The following is a 22,506-nucleotide window of genomic DNA, read 5'->3' as shown; positions in this document are numbered from 1 at the left end:
CCGGCTCGTTCCGCACCGCTGCTCCACCCCGCACGCCGTCGCTCCGCCGCTCCGCCGCTCCCCGGGACCCGCGCCCGGCGAAACCCGCTCCACCCTCCGTCGCTCCGCCGTACCGGGGTCGTCCACCGACCTCGCCGAATCCCCGGGAGACCCCATGACCGTCGCCGACCTCATCCTGCGGGGTGCCGTGGTGCACACCGCCGACCGCTCCCGCCCGACCGCGACGGCGCTCGCCGTGGCCGATGGGCGTCTGCTCGCCGTGGGCACGGACGACGAGGTGCTCGCCATCGCGGGGCCCGCGACCGAGATCCGCGACCTCGACGGCGCAACCGTCGTCCCGGGTCTCGTCGACGTGCACAACCACCACCTCATGGCCGGCGAGGCCGATCTCTTCCAGCTCGCCTTCCCTCCCACCGCGGGACTCGACGAGGTGCTCGCCGCCGTCCGCGCCTACGCCGCCGGACTGGGCCCCGACGAATGGGTCGTGGGCGAGGCGTTCGGCAGCGTTCTGCTCGACGACTTCTCTCGCTCCGAGACCCGCGCGCGCTTCGACGAGGCGGCTGGTGGACGCCCGGTCGTGCTGACCGACGACAGCCACCACAACCGCTTCGCGAACTCCGCGGCGCTGGCGGCAGCCGGCATCCGTTCCGATACTCCCGACCCCGCGCGGGGGCACATCGTGCGCGACGCCGAGACGGGGGAGCCGACCGGACTGCTCATGGAGTCCGCGACGCTCCCGGTGACCGAGGCGCTCGATCGCAGTCTCGCCCGCACCCCCGAGCGTTACCGCCGCGCGAGTGCCAGCGCGATCGAGATCCTGCACTCGTTCGGGATCACCGCGTTCCAGGATGCCGCCGCCACCGTCGAGATCATGGGAGCGCTGCGCGACCTCGACGACACCGGCGATCTGCACGCGTGGGTCGTGTCGTCGCTGCTGTCGAGCGAGTTCCTCTTCGCGAACACGCCCGTGGGCGACGAGCTCGTCGCGCGGCGCGAAGAGTTCCGCACCCCGCACCACCGCCCCGACTTCGTCAAGGTCGCGCTCGACGGCGTGCCGCCCACCCACACGGGCGCGTTCCTCACCCCCTACCGGCCGAGCGCCGATCACGGACACGCGCACTGCGGAGTCACCACGATGGCTCCCGACGAGCTGACCGCGTGGCTCGTCCGCACGGCGGCGCAGGGGCTCGGGGCCAAGATCCATTGCACGGGAGACGCCGCCGTCCGCGTCGCGCTCGACGCGATCGCGGTGGTGCGCTCCACGGGTGACACGGGCACGCGCTACCAGATCGCCCACGGCCAGTTCGTGCACCCCGACGACCGGCAGCGCTTCGTCGACCTCGACGTCTCGGCCGATATCTCGCCGTTCCTGTGGTTCCCCGGCGTGATCCCGGATGCCATCGCCCAGGTGCGTCCCCAACCCGAGGCCTCGCAGGTCCAGCCCAACCGCGACCTGGTCGACCGCGGCGTGCTCGTCGCGGGAGGTTCGGACTGGCCCGTCAGCGTCTCGCCCAACCCGTGGGAGGGCATCCAGGGGCTCGTGACCCGGGCCGACCCCCTCGGTCGAGCGCCCGGCACGCTGTGGCCGGAGCAGGCGCTGACCCTCGACGAGGCGTTCGAGGTGTTCACGATCAATGCCGCCACGGCGATGGGGCTGGGCGACGTCACCGGTTCGCTCACCCCCGGCAAGTCGGCCGACTTCGTCGTCCTCGATCAAGACCCGTTCGCCGTCGACATCGAGCAGGTGGTCCGCACCCGCGCGGTCGAGACCTGGTTCTCGGGTCGACGCGTGTGGACGCCCTGAGATCCGGCATCCGCGTTCCGGCACCCGCGCTCGTCCCCAGGCTTTCCCCCCTGCACCACCCGCACGACAGCACCCGTCACCCGCATCACCTCACCGCTAGGAGCATCATGAAGCGCAGTCTCCGCCTGACCGCGATGGCCTCGGTCGCCATCGTCGGCCTCGCCCTCTCGGCCTGCAGCACGACCGCCGCCGACGACGCCGGGAGCGCGGCCACCGCTCCCGCCGAGCGCGGCCCCGTCAAGAAGATCCTGTTCGACTACCCCTTCACCGCGCTGCCGGTCTACGGAGCCATCACCGGCATCGTGGAGGCCCGCGCAGCCGAGAAGGGGGTCGAGGTGAGCTTCACCAACGACGAGATGGACCTGCAGAAGCAGGTCAGCCAGCTCACGTCGAACCTCGGCAGCGACGTCGACGCCGTCGTCTCTTTCCCCGTCGACCCCGCCAGCCTCGAGTCGGTCGCGCAGCAGTACCGGGCCGCGGGCAAGTACTGGGTCACGTACGGCGGCGACATGACCAACCAAGACGCCACCCTGCAGTTCAGCTTCTACCAGTCGGGCTACGACCTGGGGAAGGACGCCGCGGAGTGGGCGCTGAAGAACGTGGGCCCGAACGCCGAGGTCATCGTTCTCAGCGAGACGGAGCGGCAGATCGGCCAGGAGCGCACGAAGGGTCTGCTCGACGGCCTCAAGGAAACCGGCCCCGACCTCCAAATCGTCGGTGAGCAGCAGGCGGTGACCCCCGACGACGGACTGTCCGTCACGACGACGCTCCTCGCGCAGCACCCGAACGCCAATGTCGTCGTCTCGGCGGTCGGCGACGCGGCGCAGGGGGCGTACCAGGCGCTCGTCGCCTCGGGTCGCGCCGAGAACGACCCGAAGACCTACGTCGGCGGCCTCGACCCCAACCTGTTCCTGCTGCAGAAGATGCGGGACGGGAACTTCTTCCGCGCCGCCACGTACTTCTCGCTGAAGGACCTCGTCGACAACGTCATCGACATCCCCATCGCCCTCGGCGAGGGGAAGACGGATGCCAGCGTCGACCTCCCCGTGAAGGTGGTCACGGTCTCCGACCCCGACCTGTCGAGCTACATCACCGAGCTCGGCGGCTGACGCCCGGTGGGGCGGGTCGACCCCGCCCCACCCCCTCCTTCGCCCTCGACGAGATCGGAACCAGTCATGTCTGTCACCGTGCGCGGTCTGACGAAGCGGTACGGGGCCACCCTCGCTCTCGACGACGTCACCCTCGACATCCCCGGCGGGCGCATCCACGCGCTCCTCGGCCACAACGGCGCCGGAAAATCCACGCTCATCGCCTGCCTCGGCGGCGGCGTCGCCCCGACCTCCGGCACCATCGAGATCGGGGGCGTCGCCCACGACTCCCTGACCCCGCGGACCTCGATCGCGGCGGGGGTGGCGGTGATCTACCAGCACCTGAGCCTGCTCGAGAACATGACGGTGGCCGAGAACCTCTTCGTCGGTCAAGAGCTCACCGCCGCGGGGCTCATCCGCCGCGGTGCGCAGCGCCGTCTCGCCCGCGAGGCTCTCGACGCCGTCGGTGCCACCGGCATCGACCCCGACGTGAAGGTCGCGACCCTGCCCATCGGGCAGCGCCAGCTCGTCGAGATCGCGAAGGTCGTGCGTCGCGATGCGCGGCTCATCGTGTTCGACGAGCCGACCGCCGCTCTGTCACGGGCGGAAGCGGCGCGCCTGGGCGAGCTCGTCCGTGACCTCGCCGGCCGCGGGATCGCGATCCTCTACGTCACGCACCTGCTGGGCGAGGTGCTCGCCCTGGCGGATGCGGCGACCGTCATGCGCAACGGCCGCGCCGTGTGGTCCGCCGAAGGCGCGGCGATCAGCCGCGAGTCGCTGGTCGCGGCCATCAGCGACGGACACGGGGCCACGAACGACCGCCCCGCTCCTCCCCGCACGGGCGAGACCCCGGTGCTCGAGGTCCGGGGACTCACGGCTCCGGGCCTTCGTCCGGTCGATCTCGCGGTCGCGCCGGGCGAGATCGTCGCCTGCTACGGCCTCGTCGGATCGGGGCGCACGCGTTTTCTCAGCACGATCTTCGGGCGCATCCCGCGCTCGGGCGGCACGCTCGCCGTCGACGGCGTGCCCCGGGAGACAGGTTCACCCGCGCAGGGGCTGCGCGCCGGGATCGCCCTGGTGCCGGCGGACCGTGCGCGCGAGGGACTGTTCGCCGCCCTCCCCGCGCAGGACAACACCGTGATCGACGCGATGCGCCGGCTCGGGTCGTGGGGACTGCGCTCGCTGAAGGCGGAGCGCGCAGTGTTCGACCGTGTGGCCGACACGCTCGCTCTGCGTCCGCGCGCGGCCGACCTCCCGGCCGGTCGGTTCAGCGGCGGCAACCAACAGAAGATCCTGCTCGGGCGCTGGGTCAACGACGCGGCACGCACCCGGGTGATCCTGCTCGACGATCCGACGCAGGGCGTCGACGTCGGTGCCCGCAAAGACATCTACGACGCGATCAAGACGCTGGCCGCCGAGAAGGGCATCGGCGTGATCGTCGCCACGAACGAACCCGAAGAGGTCGTCGATCTCGCTCACCGCTGCCTCATCTTCGCGAAGGGTGCCGTCATCGACGAGGTCGACGTCGCCCACACCACGGCCGACGGTCTGCTCTCCGCCGTCCACACCGCCCCGGCCGCCCCCGCCGAACTCATCGAAGGAACCCGATCGTGACTGACTCGTCCGTGACGCCCCGACCCGTCACAGAGAACCGCTTCATCCGCGCCGCCGTCGAAGGCGTCGTGCGCACCCCGCTGCTCATCGTGCTGATCGTCCTGGTCATCGGCGTGCAGATCGCGACCGACTCCTTCTTCGGATGGCAGAACATCCGCGGCATCCTGCAGGACAGCGCCGTGATCGCGATCGTCGCCATCCCCGTCGCGATGCTGCTCATCGCCGGATACATCGACCTCTCCGTGGGCTCGAGTCTCGCTCTCGGCGGGGTCGTGGCATCCCTCGTCATGGACAAGGGAGCCGGACAACCGGCGGTCGCGATCGTGCTCGCGATCCTCGCCGGAGCGGTGGTCGGGCTCGTGAACGCCGTGATCGTCACGGTGTTGGGCCTGAACTCGTTCATCACCACTCTCGGCACGCTCACCGCGGTGCGCGGGGTGGCGCAGCTCATCAGTCCCACGCCGCGCAACAACTTCGGCGACCAGTTCGGCCTGCTCGGCGTCGGGACGGTCGCGGGTGTTCCCCTGTCGGTGTGGATCGCGGCGCTGCTGCTGATCGCCGCGGGGATCTTCCTCTCGCTCACTCCCACCGGCCGTCACGTGTACGCCGTCGGCGTCAACCGGCAGGCGGCATACCTGTCGGGCGTGCCGGTGCGCCGACTGCCGTTCGCGCTGTTCGTGCTGTCGGGGGCGATGTCGGGCTTTGCCGGCACGATCGTCGCGGCCCGCCTCAACAGCGCTCCGGCCGGGCAGCTGGGCGCCGGTTTCGAGCTCATCGTGCTCACGGCGGTGCTGCTCGGCGGTGTCGCGCTCACGGGAGGAGAGGGCACGATCTTCGGCGTCGTCGTCGGGGTGCTGTTCTACGGCGCGCTGAACAACTCGCTGGTCCTGCTGGGCGTCACGACGTTCTGGCAGGCGGTGGCCAGCGGCCTCGCGCTCGTCGCGGCGATCGGCCTCAGCGCTCTGACGCACGTGCTGCGGGTGCGGTTGGCGACGGCGCGCGCGCAGAGGTTGGTGGCGTTGGCCGCCTGAAGCCCGTTCCTCGCGAAGCCGCGCTCCCTCGGGGGCGCGGCTTTCGTGTGCTTCAGAGCCGGTGCTGTGGCGGGCGGAGGGTGGGGGGTGGAGGGAGGACCGAAGCGGCGCGGGTTGTCCTCCGCTCGCCCCTGGCCCTCTGCTCGTCGCGGGCGGTCCCCGGGCTCGTCACGAGCCCCCCGGCACGCGAAAGAGCCGCGCCCCCGGAGGGACGCGGCTCCCGGCGACTCCCGGCTCAGCGCTCCAGCGGACGCGCCGGGTCGTACTCGAGCGGGTGAACCGTGTTCGACAGCAGGCGTCCGTGCGCGCCGAAGGTGAAGTGCGTGGCACCCGAGCCCGACTCGTCGGTGCCGAACAGCACCCCGTGGGCGCGCAGGGCCTTCTGGTCGCGGTGGTCCGCGATCGTGACCGAGCCGCACGGGATGACCTTCTCGCGCCAGGTGAACACGTAGATGCCGGGCCGCACACGCCACACCGTGTTCTCGTCGGTATCGGCGAGGCCCTGCTCGGGGCCGGCGAGGCAGTGCCACGAGTACCAGTGCGGCGAGAGGTACACGTGCTCGTACGCGTGCACGGTCGAGTACACCCACAGCACGCGGCGGCCGATTAGCTCGTCGGTGGGCGCCGGGGCCTCTCCCTGCTGGTCGAGCTCCTCGATGCGCGCGGGTGCGAAGCTCATCTGCACCGCGGTGCGCCCGGGGGCGGCGGTGCCGAGGGTGCTGACCACGGTCAGCGCGTATCCGCTGCGCAGGTCGAGGATCAGCGTCACGGCTTCGTCGGGGTGCGCCGAGGGGGTGTACTGCGCGTAATAGAGGTCCTCGTCCACCTCGATGACCTCGACGGCGTCACGTCCGGTCTCGGGGCCGGCGGTCCACTCCACGGCATCCGCGTCGAAGCGGTACGCCGTTCGCGCGCCCTCGTCGTCGACGGTGGTGAAGGTGCGCCCGGCGAGGGCATCGGTCAGGTCGGCCTTGGCGGCGTCGAAGCCGGGCGCGAGCCCGTCGAGCGGCAGCCAGGTGCGCGTGTCGGACAGGTTCAGGGTGTCGGTCGTCATGCGATCTCTTTCTCTGGAGGGAGGGGAGGAAGGGGATGGATGCCACGGCCCCACGCCCGCGGCGCGTCGGCCGCGGGGTTCACGGGAAGGACCCGCCGGGGTTCGGCATCCGGAATCAGAGTCCGGGGACCGGGTCCTTGCCCTTCTCGGCCGAGGCCACGTTGAAGGCCTCGAGGTCGTCGGAGAGTCCGGCGTAGACGGCGGGCTTGCGACGACGCAGGAACGCGGCGTACCCGATGCCGCCGATAACCGCGAGCACGAGCAGCAGAGGCATCAGGCGGATCGCGGGTTCGCTCGAGCCCGCGACGATGTCGAAGTTCGCCACGGCCAGCACCACGATCACCGACAGGGCGACGAAGCCGATGCCCGGCGCGATCAGCGTGCTCCACCAGCGGCGGTCGCCGCGGCGGCGGAAGAACACCACGATCGACAGGGCCGCGAGCGCCTGCAGCACGATCACGGCGAGGGTGCCGAAGCCGAGCATCGCGGGCACGAGGTTGAGGATCGGGTCGAGACCGGCGAGGGCGAAGATCCCCGCGACGATCGCCGCGAAACCGGCCTGGACGATGCCCGCGAGCTGCGGGGCGCCCGACGAGCGGGTGCGGGCGAGGGCGAAGGGCAGCACTCGAGCGCGGCCGAGGGCGTAGAGGTAGCGGGTCGCCGAGTTGTGGAACGCGAGCATCGCGGCGAACAGGCTCACCAGGAGCAGGATCTCCATGACGACCGTCAGCTGCGGGCCCAGGTAGGTCGCCGCGAGGCTGAAGATGAGGTCGCCGGTTGCGAGGTGCTCCTGGGCGGTGCCCTGGGCCTGAGCGACGCCGGTCGCGCTGACGACGGCCCAGGTGGTGACGCCGAGGATCACGCCGATGGCGATGATCGCGGTGTAGGTTGCACGGGGGATGGTCTTGAGCGGGTTGCGCGCCTCTTCGCCGAAGAGCGCGGTCGCCTCGAACCCGAGGAAGCCGGTCGCCGCGAGCAGCAGGCCGATCGGGAGCGATCCCGAGAAGACGGCCTCGGGCGAGAAGGCGCCGAGATCGAAGCCGGTCTGGACGAGGACGGACACGTCGAACACCACGAGCATCAGCACCTCGAGCACGAGCGCGACCCCGAGCACCTTCGACGAGAAGTCGACGCCCGTCCGTGCCATGACGAAGCACACGATGATCGAGAGCAGCCCCCACACGTACCAGTGCAGGTCGAAGCCCGTGAGCCCCGCGATGATCGATTGCATGAAGAAGCCGCTCGTGCCGATCGTGCCGACGACGAAGAAGTTGTAGCCGAGCGTGGCGATCAGTCCCGCGATGAGGCCGCCGGTGCGCCCCAGGCCCTTGACGACGAAGGCGTAGAACCCGCCCGCGTTCACCAACTGCTTCGACATCTGCGCGTAGCCGACGGCGAAGAGCAGCAGGATCGCCGCGATGATGAGGAACGACGCGGGCGTGCCGCCGCCGTTGCCGAGCGCGATCGCCAGCGACGCGACGACGACGATGCCGGTCAGCGGCGCGACAGCGGCGAGAACGAGGAAGACGATGCCGGCGACACCGAGCGCGCCGCGCTGCAAGGCGGTGGAGGAGCCGGCGGAAGTCGGGTCGGTCATGGCGAGTCCTTCGGTTCGGTTTCCGAGCGGGCGTCGATGCCCGCTGCAGCGATCTTGCTCCGCCCGGACGCCGCGGACTTGACCGCGGGTGAGGGGGCTTGTTGCGTCCGTGCAGGGACGGATGCCAAGACCTCGGGACCCGCACAGGATGGGCGGCATGGACCTTCAGCTGACTTCGCGCCGCGCCCTCGTGACCGGCGCCGCCGGAGGGATCGGTCGTGCGGCCGTCGAAGCGCTCACCGCCGAGGGCGCGCGCGTGGGCGCGATCGACGTCGACCCGCGGGTGCGTGAGCTGGTCCCGTCGACGGCCGTCGCCGACCTCACGGATGCCGAGGCGGCGGCCGCCGCGGTCGAGGCGTGCGCGCGCGATCTCGGCGGAATCGATGTGGTGGTCCTCGCCGCCGGTATCTCCGGCCCCGTCGGCACCCCGCTTGATCGCACAGCCCTCACCGACTGGGAACGCGTCTTCGCGGTCAACGTCACCGGGGCGTTCCTCACCCTCCGCTCAGCGCTCCCGTGGCTGCGTCGGTCGGACGCGCCCGCGGTCGTCGTCGTCGCGAGCGATTCGGCGCTCGTCGCGACCGCCGGGATGGTGCCCTATGCCGCGTCGAAGGCCGCGCTGCTGCAGCTCGCTCGAGCCGCTGCCGTGGAGCTCGCCCCCGAGGGGATCCGCGTCAACGCCGTGTGCCCGTCGATCGTCGACACCCCGATGAGTCGCGGAGATCTCGGGATGCCGAACGGCTTCGCCGCCGCGGAGTGCCCGGTGCAGACGCCGGCCGAGGTGGCGGACCAGATCGTGCTCTTGGCATCCCCTCGTCTGCGACCGGTGTCAGCGGCGACCTGGGTGTCGGATTTCGGTGTGAGCGCGCGATCGGGGTTTCCCGCGTGAGCGAAAGAGGAGGAACGATGAACGAAGACCTGCGTGGCCAGGTGGCCCTGGTGACCGGTGGTGGGACGGGGATCGGCGAGGCGGTCGCTCGTCGGCTCGCGCGCGAGGGGGTGCACGTCGTCGTGACGGGCCGGCGCCTCGAACCCCTCGAGCGCGTCGCGGCCGACATCGGCGGTACCGCGATCGCCGCCGATGCCGCGCGCTCCGCCGACGCGGCGGCGCTGATCGCCCGCATCCTCGAGGAGCGCGGGCGGCTCGACATCGTCGTCGCCAACGCCGGCGGGCACGGCTTCGCCACCGTCGCCGACACCGACGACGACGCGTGGGAGGCCGCCCTGCGCGCCAACGTCACGACGGCGTTCGTCGTGGTCCGCGCGGCTTTGCCCGCTCTCATCGCGGCGCGCGGCCGAGTGGTCGTGATGTCGTCGATCGCGGGCCTCGCGGCCGGCCCCTCGGTCGCGGGCTACACCGTCGGCAAGCACGCACTGATCGGGCTGACCCGCTCGCTCGCCCGTGATTACGGTCGAGACGGTGTGCGGGTCAACACGGTCTGCCCGGGATGGGTGGCGACGCCCATGGCCGACGAGGAGATGGAGGCCTTCGCCGCGGCGGCGGGGCTGACCGACCGCGAGGAGGCCTACGCGACGGTGACGCGCGACGTGCCCCTCGCGCGCCCCGCCGAGCCCGACGAGATCGCCGCGGTCGTGCGCTTCCTCGTGTCGAGTGAGTCGTCGTACGTCACCGGCGCGACGATCGTCGCCGACGGCGGGGCGCACATCGTCGACGTTCCGACGATCGCGTTCGACCACGCGGGGATGTGAGTCACCGCCCCGCGCGGCACTCGCTCGGCGAGAAGCCGAACGCCGACTTGAACGTGCGGCTGAAGTGCGCGGCATCCGGAAACCCCCACCGGGCACCGATCGCCGACACCGACTGATCGGCGAGCAGCGGATCCGTCAGGTCGCGGCGGCAGCGCTCGAGGCGGCGTGAGCGGATGAGCGCGGCGACCGTGGTGCCCTGCCCCTGGAAGAGAGTGTGCAGGTGCCGCGTCGAGATGTAGTGCGCGGCGGCGATCGTTCCCGGTCCCAGGTCGGGGGAGGCGAGGTGCGTGTCGATGTGCTCCTCGACGCGGCGGCGCAGCGCGGCGTGCGGATCGCTCGCGGCGACATCGCTGCCGAGTTCGTGCGCGTACACGGTCGTCAGCAGATCGAGGGCCGTATGAACGAGCCGCGATCCGGAGGGGCTCGCGACCTGATCCAGGTGCGTGCCCAGCTGGGCGAGGAAGGGCGCGACGACGCCCCCGAGTCCTCCGTCGCCGGGCACGCGCACGGCCGTCAGCTGCGCGAGGGCCGACGGCGGCAGGGGGAGGGCGCTCGGCGCGAACATCGTGACGATCGTGCGGAACTCGCCGCTGAAGCACAGCGTGTAGGGCCGCGAGGTGTCGTAGACGGCGAAGTCTCCGGGTCGCAGGAGTGCTTCGCGGCCGTCCTGGATCAACAGGCCGGTGCCGGCGAGCATGAGGCTCATCTTGACCGCGGGGCCGTCGGCGCGCGCGATCAGGTCGGGCGTGCGCTCGACCACGTGCGGCGAGGCGGCGACGGTACTGACGTGGATGCCATCGGCCGAGGCCGCGCGAATGGAGCCGCGGAACCGATCGGGGTCGGCCGCGGTGACGTGCAGCGGGACGAAGCTGTCGTCGACCGCCGCGCGGAACGCGGTCAGGTCGGCGGCGTGGACGGCGGTGACACCCGATCCGGGTCGGGTCATGACGATCGACATGGGAGACCTCCTCGTTTCCCTCGACATTCGGCTCCCGCATCATTTTTATCCGACGCTTGTAGAGCCAAAGTTTCCCGAATATTACCTCTCTGTATCGGCGGCCGCGAGTACTCCTCAGCGCAACATGTCGACGAGCGCGTCGACGGTGGCACGCATGCGCTGCTCGCGCGCGGTCTCGGGCAGCAGGATGCCGTTGGCCTGCATCCCGTTGACCGCGTGCAGGATCGCGTCGCTCACGGCCTGCACGTCGAGGCTGTCACGCACCTCGCCCTGGGCCCGGGCCTCGGCGACCATCTCGCCGAACGCCTGCTGCCATTCGCGCATCAGATCGCGGAACATCTCGGCCAGCGCGGGGTCGGCCGCCGCGTACTCGAGGAACGCGATCACGATGCGCGCCTCCAGGGCGCGTTCCTCGTCGATCGGCGCGGCCTCGAGCAGGAAGGCCCGGAGTGCGGCGAGCCCCGTCGCCCCGGACGCGGCGCGGTGCGCGGCGACGCGCGCGTTCGTCGCGGCGAAGACGTGCGCGAAGGCGGCCGTGAGGATCGCGCTCTTGTCCGGGAAGTAGTGCGTGACGCTGCCGTTGGCCAGGCCCAGCTCGCGCGCGAGCTCCCGCATGGTCGTCGCCTCGATGCCGCGCTGGGCGATCAGGCGCCAGGTCGCCAGCACGATCTCGTGTCGGCGGGCTTCGTGATCGACCAGTCGGGGCATGGGCGTCCTCCTTCGTGTCCGGATGCCGCGGGGGAGCGCCCGGACCGGCTCACCCTATCCGGCGGGCCGGGATCGGTCGGTCAGCGCCATCGCGCATCCTTCGCGGCATCCGTCATCGTCGGGCCGGCAGAGGCGCCACGACGGCCGGCCGCCGCTCAGTGCGCGCAGCTGCAGGTCGCTCCGTCACCGCAGCACCCGTCGCCGCCCTGCGCGTGTGCCTGCGACGACTCGGGCAGGTCGAGCGCGGGATTGCGGTCGAGGAATCCGTAGGGCTTGAGCCAGAACCCGGCGTAGTCGACCGGCATGATGGGCCAGTCCTCGGGCCGCGGCACGTGCGTGAGGCCGAAGGTGTGCCAGAGCACGAGGTCGGCGCCGTCGATCGACCGGTCGTCGGCGGTGTACGCGGGCAGCCCCGCGCCCCCGGCGTGCGCGTTGGGGTAGCGGCCAGCCGGCCAGCGCTCCTCGGGGTCGTAGGCGGTGCCCCACAGGTGCTTCGTCGCGAAGGCGGCGCGGGCGGCGACGGTCGAGGCCGGGTCGGCCATCAGCAGGGCGGTGGGTTCGGGAATCAGGTGGTACGCGGTGGGCTTGCCGACGTAGTTCGTGCGGGTCGTCGACTGCACTTCCCACACGCGCGCCACCGAGGTGTCGGCCTCGCGCTGCGCCTCCTGCTCGGTGCGCAGCGGGGTGTGCGACCACGTGAAGGCGTTTCCGAACGGGTTGTCGTCGCCCATCGGGATGCGCACGGCATCGACCTCGAACAGGCGGTTCTCGTCGCCATCGATCGCCATGTCGAGGCGCGCCGAGAACAGGTGCTGGTGCACGGGGGCGAAGACTCCGGGGGCGATCTCGGGAGCGTGACGGTTGGTGGAGCCGGGCTCGCCGCCGCCGACGAACACGATCCCGGTGGCCTTGGCCTCGACCTGGATCGAGCCGTCGAGGTAGAAGTACCAGAAGAAGCCGTAGTCGTAGTTGCCGATCGTCGCGAAGTACGACACGACCAGGCGGCGTGAGCGGCGTACATGCGAGCCGACCGGGCCCGGCTCGGTGTGCTTCCACAGCACGCCGTAGTCCTCCTCGTGCATGCACACCGCGTTCGGGATGCGCATGGCGTGCCCGCGATCGTCGGCGACATGTCCGTCGAAGTAGTGGATGACGCCGAGGCAGTCGCATCCGAGTTCGAGGTGGTTCGCGTTCTTGCCGAGCAGGTACTCGCCCGCGTCGAAGTAGCTGATCCAGAACCGCGTGTTGCTCGTGTCGCCGTACGGCACGACCATCTCGGGCACGCTCGCACGCGACAGCACCGGGCGATCGTCGAAGCGCACGTCGTGCAGCACGAGACCCTCGCGGGCGTTGAAGTCGACGCGCAGCGTCCAGTTCTCCCACTGCACGTGCGATCCGTCGACGCGGAAGCTCGGGCCCTCGGGCTGCGTGATCTCGATCGGCTTCAGCGTCGTCCGCGCGGGGCCGGTGGCCTCGGGGTCGTACCTGCCGCTGCCGGCCGGCACGGGGGTGTCGCCCTCGTCCTCGATGCCGATCACACGGTTCGCGGTGAGGTCGATGTGCACGATGAGCCCCTCGACGGGGTGTGCCCAGGCGATATCGTCCTCGCTGTCGCGGAGGAACGTGAGAGACCGGATGACGCGACGCCCGACCTCGTTCTCGCGTCCGACGAAGCCGGGGGCCAGGGGGGTGCAGAACGCGAGGTCGATGCGATCGCCCAGGCCCCGACGCTCCATCGCAGCCCGCCATTCGGGCGATGCCTTGACCAGTTCGGCGGCGCGCTCGTACTCCTCGAAGAGGTACTGCGGTTGCCCGTACGGGGAGGTGTCGGCGGCGTAGCGGTGGCTGCGCACCACCTCTCCGGCAGTGATCGAGACGATCGCCTCGGTCACCTCGCCGGTCGCCGTGTCGAGCAGGGTGACGTCGGCGCGTCGGTCGAACGGGTCTCCCGGGCGCCACGATGCCACGGCCTTCTTGTCGGGTTCCGCCGGCAGCAGCATCGGCACCCGCACGGTCTCGCCGAGCAGGCCGGCGGCGACGAGGACGTCGCGCGTGCGCTCGATCTCCTCCGCGCTGAGTGGATCCAGCGGGTGGGCGGCGGGACGAGCGCCGTCCGCGCGCTCGAGGTCGGGGTTCTCCATCGCCTGGTCGGGGACGGCGTGTGCGTGATCGTGCATGGTGGGCCTCCGGCATCCACTCTCACCCGCCCCCACGTCGCAGGGGTTGTCTGGCTGCGCACACCGAGTGACTGCGCGTGCGGATCGCTGTATCACCGAGCGATGACACAGAGCGCCGCAGCAAACGCTGCGGCCTCGCGCTGAGTCGCGCCCGCCTCGCGACCGCTGACGTGCGCCGAATGCTCGTGCGCGCGGTGTCGCGGCGGACATTCGGCGCACGTCATCCGTCGGGCGAAACCGTGCGAGGGGCACCCCGGGCGTGAGGCGTGAGCGACAGCCCCTCGCGCGTGGCTACAGCGCCACGCGCACCGCCGCGGCCGCGGATGCCAGGCGCGCGGCGATCGCGGCGTCGTCGAGGCTGGTCGCGACGTAGACCGCTGCAACCGCGGCGGGTTGGCGACCCTGCACGCTGAGCGGCACGGCCACCGCGCGCAGCGACGGCACCACCTCGTCGTGACTGGTCGCCCACCCGCGCTCCGCGGCGTCCGCGACCTCGGCCGCGAGGCGCGCGTCGACCGCCTCGGGCCAGCGGCGAGGGGGCAGCTGGGCCAGGATCGCTCGGCCGGGTGCGCCCCGGGTGACCGGATGCCGAGCCCCTGGCCGCTGCGCCACGGCGGTGACCGCGTGTCGCGGCTCGACGCTGGTGAGCGTGACGCATTCGTCGTGGTCGAGCACGACGAGGAAGCACGTCATGCCCAGCTCGTTCGCGGCCGCGGTGAGTTCGGGCAGGGCCTCGGCCTGCAGGTCGGCGGCGACGCCCGCGGCAAGAGCGGCGAGACCCGTTCCCAGGCGCACCGCGCCCGCGGCATCCCTCGTCACGAGCCCGTGGTCCTCGAGGGTGCGGAGCAAGCGGTAGGCCACCGAGCGATGCAGCTCGACGCGGGCGGCGAGGTCGTCGATCGACAGGGGAGCGCGCGCGTCGGCGAGCTCTTCGAGCAACCGGATGCCGCGGCTCAACGTCTGCGATGCGGGCGACGCATCTTGCCGTGCGGGCATGGGCGAGCTAACCTCTCGTTCGATAGAAGAACGCTGTGTTCGAATATAGAACAGAGTATCCCGAAGGGCAAGCCCGACATCGACGTCAGGAGCAACGATGCAGTTCCACCACCACGGCTACGTCTCCGGTGATCCGCGCGTGCAGAACGCCGCGGGTACGGGAATCGACCGCCCGACCGACCTGCCCGACCGCGTCGACGTCCTCATCGTCGGCTCCGGCCCCGCGGGCATGCTGCTCGCCGCGCAGATGTCGCAGTTCCCGCAGCTCACCACGCGCCTCATCGAGAAGCGCGACGGACGACTCGCGCTCGGGCAGGCGGACGGCATCCAGCCCCGCAGCGTCGAGACCTTCCAGGCCTTCGGCTTCGCCGACCGCATCACCGCCGAGGCGTACAACATCGGGTGGATGAACTTCTGGGCCCCCGACCCCGACGACCCGCGGCGGATCATCCGCACGACCCGCACCGAGGACTACGGCTACAAGATCAGCGAGTTCCCGCACCTCATCGTCAACCAGGCGCGCGTGCTCGACTACTTCGCCGAGGCTGCCGCCAACGGGCCCGCGCGGATCACGCCCGACTACGGCGTGGAGTTCGTCGGTCTCACGGTGCACGACGACGACGTCGAGGTGCGGGTGCGCACGTCCCAGGGCGAGCGTCTGGTCCGGGCGAAGTACGTCGTCGGCTGCGACGGGGCGCGCAGCGGGGTTCGCCAGGCGATCGGCCGCACCCACGTCGGGGCCGCCGCGCAGCACGCGTGGGGCGTCATGGACGTTCTCGTCGAGACCGACTTCCCCGACTGGCGCATCAAGTGCGCGATCAACGCCGCCGCCGGCAACATCCTGCACATCCCGCGGGAGGGCGGACACCTCAGCCGCATGTACATCGACCTCGGCGAAGTCGCGGCCGACGACGACCGTCGCGTGCGGCAGACCCCGATCGACGACATCATCCGCCGAGCGAACGAGATCCTCCACCCGTACACGATCGACGTGAAACAGGTCGCCTGGCACAGCGTCTACGAGGTGGGACACCGCGTGACCGATCAGTTCGTCGACGATCTCGACAGCCCTCGCGTCTTCCTCACGGGTGACGCGTGTCACACGCACAGCGCGAAGGCCGGGCAGGGCATGAACGTTTCGATGCAGGACGGCTTCAACCTCGGCTGGAAGCTCGGTCACGTGCTCACGGGCCTCGCTCCCGCGGAGCTGTTGCGCACCTACGACGAGGAGCGCCGCCCGGTCGCCCAGCAGCTCATCGACTTCGATCGCGAGTGGTCGTCGCTCATGGCCCGCAAGCCCGGCGAGATCACCGACCCCGACGACCTCGCGACCTACTACCTCGCCACCGCGGAGTTCCCGTCCGGCTTCGGCACGCACTACGCCCCGTCGCGGATCGTCGCGGCGGACGCGGCGGGGGAGCTGGCATCCGGATTCCCGGTGGGCAAGCGCTTCAAGAGCGTCGAGGTCGTGCGGGTGTGCGACGGAAACGCCGTGCACCTCGGGCACCACGCGAAGGCCGACGGCCGCTGGCGGATCTACGCGTTCGCGGATGCCGAGGGCTCGGCCCTGCCCGCCTGGGCGGCGGAGGCGCGGGCCATCGTGGAGAGGTTCACCCCCGCCGGAGCCGACCTCGACGCGGTGTTCGACGTGAAGGCGATCTATCCCGGTCGATGGGAGGACGTCGTCGACGTGCCGTCGCTGTTCCGCCCCCGCTCGGGACCGCTCGGTCTCACCGACCTCGAGAAGGTGTTCGCCGCCGCCCCCTCGGCCTGGACGAGCAACGACATCTTCGCCGAGCGCGGCATCGGCGCCGAAGGGGCCGTGGTGCTGGTGCGTCCCGACCAGTACGTCGCGCACGTGCTGCCGCTCTCGGAGCCGGAGGGACTCGAGCGGTTCCTCGCGGGGGTGATGGCCGTGCCGGCGGCGGTGGCATCCCCCGCATAAACGCGATCGACGCGCAGAAACGCGAGCACACCGTGTTTATGCGAGTGGATGGCGTTTATGCGTGACACGGCGGCGTCGGGGCCGCGCGACGACGCCCCGACCACCGCGACCACCGCGACGGTCGCAACCACCCCCGCCCGCAACCACGCCACCCCCAGCCGTCCACAGTGGCGACCCAGAAGCTCGCTTTGTACGCCACGTATATCGGCGCCGAGACGCGCGCTGACCAGAATGAGCGGGAACGCCCCGCCCCGACACAGGAGGACCCATGACCGATTCGCGCGAGAGCGAGCTGCTGGCATCCGTACCCACCGGCCTGTTGATCAACGGCGAGTGGCGCGCGGCCGAGGGCGGCAAGACCGTCGCCGTGTACGACCCGGCGACCGGCGACGTGCTGATCGAGATCGCCGATGCGAGCGTGGATGACGGCGTCAAGGCGATGGATGCCGCGGCCGAGGCGTTCCCGTCGTGGGCGGCGACCCCGGCGCGGGAGCGTGCCGAGATCCTCCGCCGCGCCTTCGACCTGCTGCAGGAGCGCAAGGAGGACATCGCCCTTCTGATGACGCTCGAGATGGGCAAGCCCCTCGCCGAGGCGCGCGGCGAGGTTGTCTACGGCGGGGAGTTCCTGCGCTGGTTCAGCGAGGTCACTGCGCACACGCAGGGCCGTTACGGCGCGAACCCCGAGGGCACCGGTCGCATGATCGTCACGCATCACCCGGTGGGTCCCTGCTACCTCATCACCCCGTGGAACTTCCCCCTCGCGATGGCCACCCGCAAGATCGCCCCCGCGCTCGCCGCCGGCTGCACGGTGGTCATCAAGCCGGCTACCCTCACCCCTCTCACCACGCTGTTCTTCGCACAGATCCTCCAGGACGCGGGCGTCCCGGCCGGTGTCGTCAACGTCGTCACCACGACGAACACCGGCCCGGTCTCGGAGCGCATCATCTCCGACCCGCGCCTGCGCAAGCTCTCGTTCACCGGCTCCACGCCGGTCGGCGTGAAGCTGCTGCAGCAGGCGGCTCCCGGCATCCTGCGCACGTCGATGGAGCTCGGCGGCAACGCCCCGTTCGTCGTGTTCGACGACGCCGACCTCGACAAGGCGGTCGACGGTGCGATGCTCGCGAAGTTCCGCAACATCGGCCAGGCGTGCACCGCGGCCAACCGCTTCATCGTGCAGCGCAGCGTCGTCGAGGAGTTCACCCGCCGCGTCACCGAGCGCGTGCAGGGCATGAGGATCGGCCGCGGCACCGAGGAGGGCGTGCAGATCGGCCCGCTGATCGACGACCGCGCGGTCGACAAGGCCAAGACCCTCGTGGGGGATGCCGTCGAGCGCGGCGCCACGGTCACCACGGGCGGGTCGCCCATCGACGGCCCGGGCACGTTCTTCGAGCCGACCGTCGTGTCCGACGTGCAGCCGGGCAGCGACATCCTCCGTGAGGAGATCTTCGGACCCGTGCTCGCGATCGTCCCCTTCGACGACGAGGACGACGCCGTGCGCCTCGCCAACGACACCGAGTACGGACTCGTCTCGTACGTCTTCACCGAGTCGCTCGCGCGCGGTCAGCGCATGATCGACAAGCTCGAGACCGGGATGATGGGCCTCAACGTCGGCGTCGTCTCCAACGCCGCGGCCCCCTTCGGCGGCTGGAAGCAGTCCGGCCTCGGCCGCGAGGGCGGCGACGAGGGCATCCACGAGTACCTGCAGACGAAGTACACGCTGACGGCCAACCCGTACGCGTAAGACAGCGGATGCCACGGCCCCGGCGCCCCACGAGGGCCCGGGGTCGTGCCGCGCGAGGCGGTGAGTTGCGCCGTATGTCCGCTGCGAGGCCTCCCGGCCGCGCATATGGCGCAAGTCAGCGGGGTCGGCCGGGTCGGGTCGGATCGGGTCGGGTCGGGTCGGGGCTGCGGCGGAGGGGGAGCCGGCGTGAGGGAGAGTCAGCGCGTCGACCTGATGCGCGGAGGAGTCGCGCTCACGACGAGACTCGACCCCGTGGCGCCGCCGTCACGGGGCAGTGCTGCGCACCGACGACGGCGTCTGCGCGAACTCGCGCTTGAACGCGCGGGTGAAGCTGTCGATGTCGAGGAAGCCGCTGCGGCGCGCAGCCTCGTTCACGCTCGCGCCGCCGACCAGCAGCCGCCGGCTGTGGCGCAGCCGGCAGTTGCGGATGAACGCCGCCGGTGATTCACCGTCCGCGGCGAACAGCTTCTGCAGGGTGCGCACGGCGATGTGGAAGTGGGCGGCGACCCGTTCGGGGGTGAGATCGGGGTCGGCGGCGTTCTCGTCGATCCAGAGTCGGATCCCCTCAGCGAGAAGCCGGGGGTCCGCGGCCGGCGAACCGTCATCGCGGCCGCGGACGACCGCGCGGAGGAGGCCGACGAGTGCCTCGCCGATGGCCTCCGCTTCGTCGCCCCCGGGCCGATCGACGGACGCCGCAAGCATCGTCAGCGAGCGAAGTTGCGCCGAGTCCGGCAGCTCCACCGCCGTGAGCCCGGCGAACGTGTGTCCGGTGCTCGTGAGTGTGCGGCGGGGGAGCTGCAGCACGACCTCGCTCATCGTTCCCGGGAACGCCAGCACGTAGGGGGAGGCGGCGTCGTACATCACCGCCGAACCGCTCCCGAGGACGGCCGTGCGCTCATGCTGGCGGATCGATCCGCGCCCGCGGCGGTGCAGAGAGATGAGGACGTCGTCACGCGGTTGGCGTCGAATGAGATCGACGTCGCGAAACACGGTCGATGCCTCGCTCACCACTCGCGTGACCGTCACCGCGGGTCCGAGCCGGACCTGCGAGAGGCTGGCGCGGAACGCGGATGCCGCCGTGTGCACCCGCAAGGGAACGAACGCTCCACTGCACGCGCGCGTCCACTCCGTGACGGAGGAGACGGCCACAGGCGACATGCGGGGATGCTACGCCTCCCGCTGTCGCCGCGGGCACCGGTTTGCGCCGTCGCCGGACATCGTGCGCGGATCGCCGGATGTCGCCCGAGCATCCGCTGACCGGTGCGCGTAACGCCGGTCGACGTGCGCGTGAGGTCGGGGGCGCGAACGCCGCGCGCTCCTAGCGTGTGGGCACCGCGGGGCATCCGACCCCGCTCACCCGAAGGAGCCGCTATGCCCGACTATCGCAAGAGCTTCCGCGCCGCCGCCGTCCAGGCCGAACCCGTCTGGAATGACGTCGACGGAGGTATCGACAAGCTGGAGTCCTACGCACGCGACGCCTCTCACGGCGGGGCCGAGATCGTCGCGTTCCCGGAGGTGTGGATCCCCGGCTACCCGTGGTTCCTGTGGCTGGATTCGGTCGCCTGGCAGTCGCAGTTCGTCGTTCCCTACGCGGCCAACTCGATCGAGATCGGCAGCCCGGAGTGGCAGCGGCTCGAGGGCATCGCCCGTTCGATCGGCATCTCTCTCGCGTTCGGCTTCAGCGAGCGCGCGGGCGGTTCGCTGTACATGGGGCAGGCGGTGATCGGAGCCGACGGACGCACACTCAGCACGCGCCGCAAGCTCAAGCCGACGCACGTCGAACGTACGCAGTTCGGCGACGGCGACGGCTCCGACGTCGTGGTGGTCGACACCCCGGTCGGTCGCGTCGGATCGCTCAACTGCTGGGAGCACCTGCAGCCGTTGACCAAGTACGCGATGTTCTCGCAGGACGAGCAACTGCACGTCGCGGCATGGCCGAGCTTCTCGATCTTCGGCGGCGCGGTCAACGCCCTCGGGCCCGAGGTGAACGTCGGCGCGTCACGGCAGTACGCCGTCGAGGGGCAGACGTTCGTGCTCGCTCCCTGCGCGACGGTCGGGCCCGCCGCCCAGGAGCTGTTCGCCGACTCCGAGGCCAAGCGCGCCATGCTGCCGCTCGGCGGCGGCTACGCTCGCATCTTCGGCCCCGACGGCAGCTCGCTCGCCGACCCTCTCGCCCCCGACGAGGAGGGCATCCTCTTCGCCGACATCGACTACTCCGCCATCCTGGCCGCCAAGAACGCCGCCGACCCGGTGGGGCACTACTCCCGGCCCGACGTCTTCACCCTGCACCACCGCGACACGGGCCGGTTGCCCAAGGTGACGGCATCCGGTGCCGATGTCCCGCCGGTCGCCGTAGTCGAAGCCGATGAGCTCGTCGCTGCCGATACGGCGCGATGACGCTCCGCGCTGTCTGACGCCTCGGCTCGGGTCGACGCGCTGACGACCCGGCGAGCCCGGATGCCACGGTCTCGGCGCCCCGCGAGGGCCCGGGGCCGTGGCATCCGGCGATGTTTCCCCCGTCCCGCGTGCGAAACTCCGGAGTTTCGGTGCCGGTGGCGGCTGAATCGGTCCCGTGGGGGATGTCTCGCCACGTTTCTCGGGAGTTTCGCACGGCCGGTGGCATGGACCTCGCGACAGTCAGTCGCCCGCGTGCCGGTCCAGGAACGCGAACACCTCGGCGTCGTCGACGCCCGGGAACATGCCGCGGGGGAGCGGCGAGAACATGTGCCGGTGCACGCGGGCGCTCGGCCACGCCTTGCCCGACCAGCGCTCGGCCGCCTCGGAGTCGGGGCGACGGCAGCACGACTCGTCGGGGCAGCGCGAGACGCCGCGCGTCGAGGTTTCGCGGCCGCGGAACCAGCGCGCGTCGTCGAAGGGCACCCCCACGGTGATCGAGAAGTCGCCGTCCGACGTGCTGCCGGTCTGGGTCGAGCACCAGAACGTCCCGGCGGGGGTGTCGGTGTACTGGTAGTGCTCGGTGGTGCGGTTGTGCTCGGCGAACGCCGAGCGGGCCGAGAACTTCTTGCACACGATCTGCCCCTCGACCGACCCGGTCACGTCGGTGGGCAGGGGGAGGCCGTCGTTCTCGTACACCCGCGAGATCGCCCCGTCGCCGTCGACGCGCAGGAAGTGCAGACGGATGCCGAGATGCGTCGTCATGAGATTCGTCATCCGCATCGCGGCGGCCTCGTGCGTGACGCCGAAAGCATCGCGGAAGTCCTCGACGGCGAGGTTGCGGTCCTTCTTCGCCTGCGCGAGGAACGCGACGGAGCTCGTCTCGGGCATGAGGCAGCAGGCGGCGTAGTAGTTGATCTCGAGGCGCTGCTGCAGGAAGTCGGCGTAGTCGGTGGGCGGTCGGTGCCCGAGCAGGCGGTGCGCCATCGCCTGCAGCGCCATCGACCGCAGGCCGTGCCCGCCGGGGATCGACGCGGGCGGGAGGTAGATCCGGCCGTTCTCGAGGTCGGTGACCGAGCGGGCCGAGTGGGGGAGGTCGCTGACGTAGATCAGCTCGAAGCCCAACTGCTCGGCCATGATGCTCACCGTGCGGTGGGTCAGGGCGCCGGAGGAATGACCCGCGGCCTTGAGCTGCTTCTCGGCCAGCTTCTCGATGTCCGGCAGGTGATTGTCGACCGCGCGCATGCGCAGGCGCATCTCGGTGTTCGCGCGCCGCGCCTCTTCGGGGCTCGCGATCGTCTCGCGCTCCCGGCGCTGCAATTCGCGGTGCAGGCCGAGCACGGCTTCGATCGTCTCGTCGCTGGTGCCCTTGGTCACCTTCATGGGAGGGATGCCGAGCTGCTGGAAGAACGGGCTCGACTGCGCGCGCTCGAGCTCGATCTCGAGCGCCGCGCGCCGGTTCGGCGGCTCGGTCGAGAGCAGCTCGGTGACCTCGGTCTCGGTCGCGCGGGCGATCTCCTGCAGGAGGGAGAGCTTCGGCTCGCGCTTCCCGTTCTCGATCAGGCTGAGCTGGCTGCCCGCAACGCCCACCAGCGCACCGAGCTCGTCCAGCGTGAGCCCGCGGGCGAGTCGGTGATGGCGGATGCGGTGTCCGAGCGTGGTCAGTTCGAGCGACGAGGCCATTCCTTG

17 protein-coding genes are annotated in these 22,506 nt (G+C 71.0%); 9 read left to right on the top strand and 8 right to left on the bottom strand.

Annotated elements, in window-relative coordinates:
- Positions 1-154 precede the first annotated feature (154 nt).
- The 4 genes from QE388_RS01480 (at position 155) to QE388_RS01465 (ending at position 5,537) form a co-directional block, all read left to right on the top strand.
- Positions 155-1,804 carry an amidohydrolase gene (locus tag QE388_RS01480; protein ID WP_307382438.1) on the top strand — a complete coding sequence of 550 codons (1,650 nt, stop codon included), beginning with the start codon at positions 155-157 and terminating at the stop codon, positions 1,802-1,804.
- A gap of 107 nt (positions 1,805-1,911) precedes the next feature.
- Positions 1,912-2,913 (top strand): sugar ABC transporter substrate-binding protein, encoded by a 1,002-nt coding sequence (locus QE388_RS01475; RefSeq protein ID WP_307382436.1) that lies wholly within the window; start codon positions 1,912-1,914, stop codon positions 2,911-2,913.
- Between the two features lie 66 nt (positions 2,914-2,979).
- The gene (locus QE388_RS01470; RefSeq protein ID WP_307382434.1) at positions 2,980-4,506 is read left to right on the top strand and encodes a sugar ABC transporter ATP-binding protein; all 1,527 of its coding nucleotides are present in this window, start codon (positions 2,980-2,982) and stop codon (positions 4,504-4,506) included.
- Positions 4,503-5,537 (top strand): ABC transporter permease, encoded by a 1,035-nt coding sequence (locus QE388_RS01465; protein WP_307382432.1) that lies wholly within the window; start codon positions 4,503-4,505, stop codon positions 5,535-5,537. Before QE388_RS01470 ends, QE388_RS01465 begins: the two co-directional genes overlap by 4 nt.
- 235 nt (positions 5,538-5,772) lie before the next feature.
- Here QE388_RS01465 and QE388_RS01460 read toward each other — a convergent pair whose 3' ends face one another.
- Both QE388_RS01460 and QE388_RS01455 read right to left on the bottom strand, forming a co-directional pair.
- Positions 5,773-6,591 (bottom strand): molybdenum cofactor biosynthesis F family protein, encoded by an 819-nt coding sequence (locus QE388_RS01460; protein WP_307382430.1) that lies wholly within the window; start codon positions 6,589-6,591, stop codon positions 5,773-5,775.
- A 115-nt stretch (positions 6,592-6,706) separates the two neighbouring features.
- Positions 6,707-8,188, bottom strand: a complete 1,482-nt coding sequence (locus QE388_RS01455) for an APC family permease (RefSeq protein ID WP_307382428.1) — start codon at positions 8,186-8,188, stop codon at positions 6,707-6,709.
- 157 nt (positions 8,189-8,345) lie between these two features.
- Here QE388_RS01455 and QE388_RS01450 point away from each other — a divergent pair, with 157 nt between their 5' ends.
- Positions 8,346-9,077, top strand: coding sequence for an SDR family NAD(P)-dependent oxidoreductase (locus QE388_RS01450; RefSeq protein WP_307382426.1), 732 nt, complete (start codon positions 8,346-8,348; stop codon positions 9,075-9,077).
- A 17-nt stretch (positions 9,078-9,094) separates the two neighbouring features.
- Complete coding sequence (locus QE388_RS01445) at positions 9,095-9,898, top strand: SDR family NAD(P)-dependent oxidoreductase (RefSeq protein ID WP_307382424.1); 804 nt, start codon at positions 9,095-9,097, stop codon at positions 9,896-9,898.
- A gap of 1 nt (position 9,899) precedes the next feature.
- Here QE388_RS01445 and QE388_RS01440 read toward each other — a convergent pair whose 3' ends face one another.
- The 4 genes from QE388_RS01440 to QE388_RS01425 form a co-directional block, all read right to left on the bottom strand.
- Positions 9,900-10,856, bottom strand: a complete 957-nt coding sequence (locus tag QE388_RS01440; RefSeq protein WP_307382422.1) for a helix-turn-helix domain-containing protein — start codon at positions 10,854-10,856, stop codon at positions 9,900-9,902.
- 114 nt (positions 10,857-10,970) lie between these two features.
- Entirely contained in the window at positions 10,971-11,564 is a 594-nt protein-coding gene (locus tag QE388_RS01435; RefSeq protein WP_275796923.1) for a TetR/AcrR family transcriptional regulator, read from the bottom strand.
- Between the two features lie 155 nt (positions 11,565-11,719).
- Positions 11,720-13,741: a primary-amine oxidase gene (locus tag QE388_RS01430; protein ID WP_307382420.1), complete on the bottom strand. Its 2,022-nt coding sequence runs from the start codon at positions 13,739-13,741 to the stop codon at positions 11,720-11,722.
- A 291-nt stretch (positions 13,742-14,032) separates the two neighbouring features.
- Positions 14,033-14,737, bottom strand: a complete 705-nt coding sequence (locus tag QE388_RS01425) for an IclR family transcriptional regulator (protein WP_307382418.1) — start codon at positions 14,735-14,737, stop codon at positions 14,033-14,035.
- A gap of 97 nt (positions 14,738-14,834) precedes the next feature.
- Here QE388_RS01425 and QE388_RS01420 point away from each other — a divergent pair, with 97 nt between their 5' ends.
- Together QE388_RS01420 and QE388_RS01415 are read left to right on the top strand one after the other, a co-directional pair.
- Positions 14,835-16,682 carry an FAD-dependent monooxygenase gene (locus QE388_RS01420; protein ID WP_307382416.1) on the top strand — a complete coding sequence of 616 codons (1,848 nt, stop codon included), beginning with the start codon at positions 14,835-14,837 and terminating at the stop codon, positions 16,680-16,682.
- Positions 16,683-16,950: 268 nt separating this feature from the next.
- The gene (locus QE388_RS01415; protein WP_307382414.1) at positions 16,951-18,423 is read left to right on the top strand and encodes an NAD-dependent succinate-semialdehyde dehydrogenase; all 1,473 of its coding nucleotides are present in this window, start codon (positions 16,951-16,953) and stop codon (positions 18,421-18,423) included.
- A gap of 264 nt (positions 18,424-18,687) precedes the next feature.
- On the opposite strand, the gene QE388_RS01410 is transcribed toward QE388_RS01415, so the two are convergent.
- Positions 18,688-19,581, bottom strand: coding sequence for a helix-turn-helix domain-containing protein (locus tag QE388_RS01410; RefSeq protein ID WP_307382412.1), 894 nt, complete (start codon positions 19,579-19,581; stop codon positions 18,688-18,690).
- Between the two features lie 213 nt (positions 19,582-19,794).
- Between QE388_RS01410 and QE388_RS01405 the strand changes: the two genes are divergently transcribed.
- On the top strand, positions 19,795-20,820 hold the full coding sequence (locus QE388_RS01405; protein WP_307382410.1) for a carbon-nitrogen hydrolase family protein: 1,026 nt from the start codon (positions 19,795-19,797) through the stop codon (positions 20,818-20,820).
- A 240-nt stretch (positions 20,821-21,060) separates the two neighbouring features.
- Here the strand turns inward: QE388_RS01405 and QE388_RS01400 are convergent, their stop codons facing one another.
- Positions 21,061-22,500 (bottom strand): XRE family transcriptional regulator, encoded by a 1,440-nt coding sequence (locus QE388_RS01400; RefSeq protein WP_307382409.1) that lies wholly within the window; start codon positions 22,498-22,500, stop codon positions 21,061-21,063.
- Positions 22,501-22,506 lie beyond the last annotated feature (6 nt).

The sequence above is a fragment of the Microbacterium sp. SORGH_AS_0969 genome (genome assembly GCF_030818255.1).
Taxonomy (GTDB): Bacteria; Actinomycetota; Actinomycetes; order Actinomycetales; family Microbacteriaceae; genus Microbacterium.
The sequence above is the reverse complement of the archived record's forward strand: the minus strand, read 5'-3'. Positions and strand labels throughout refer to the sequence as shown.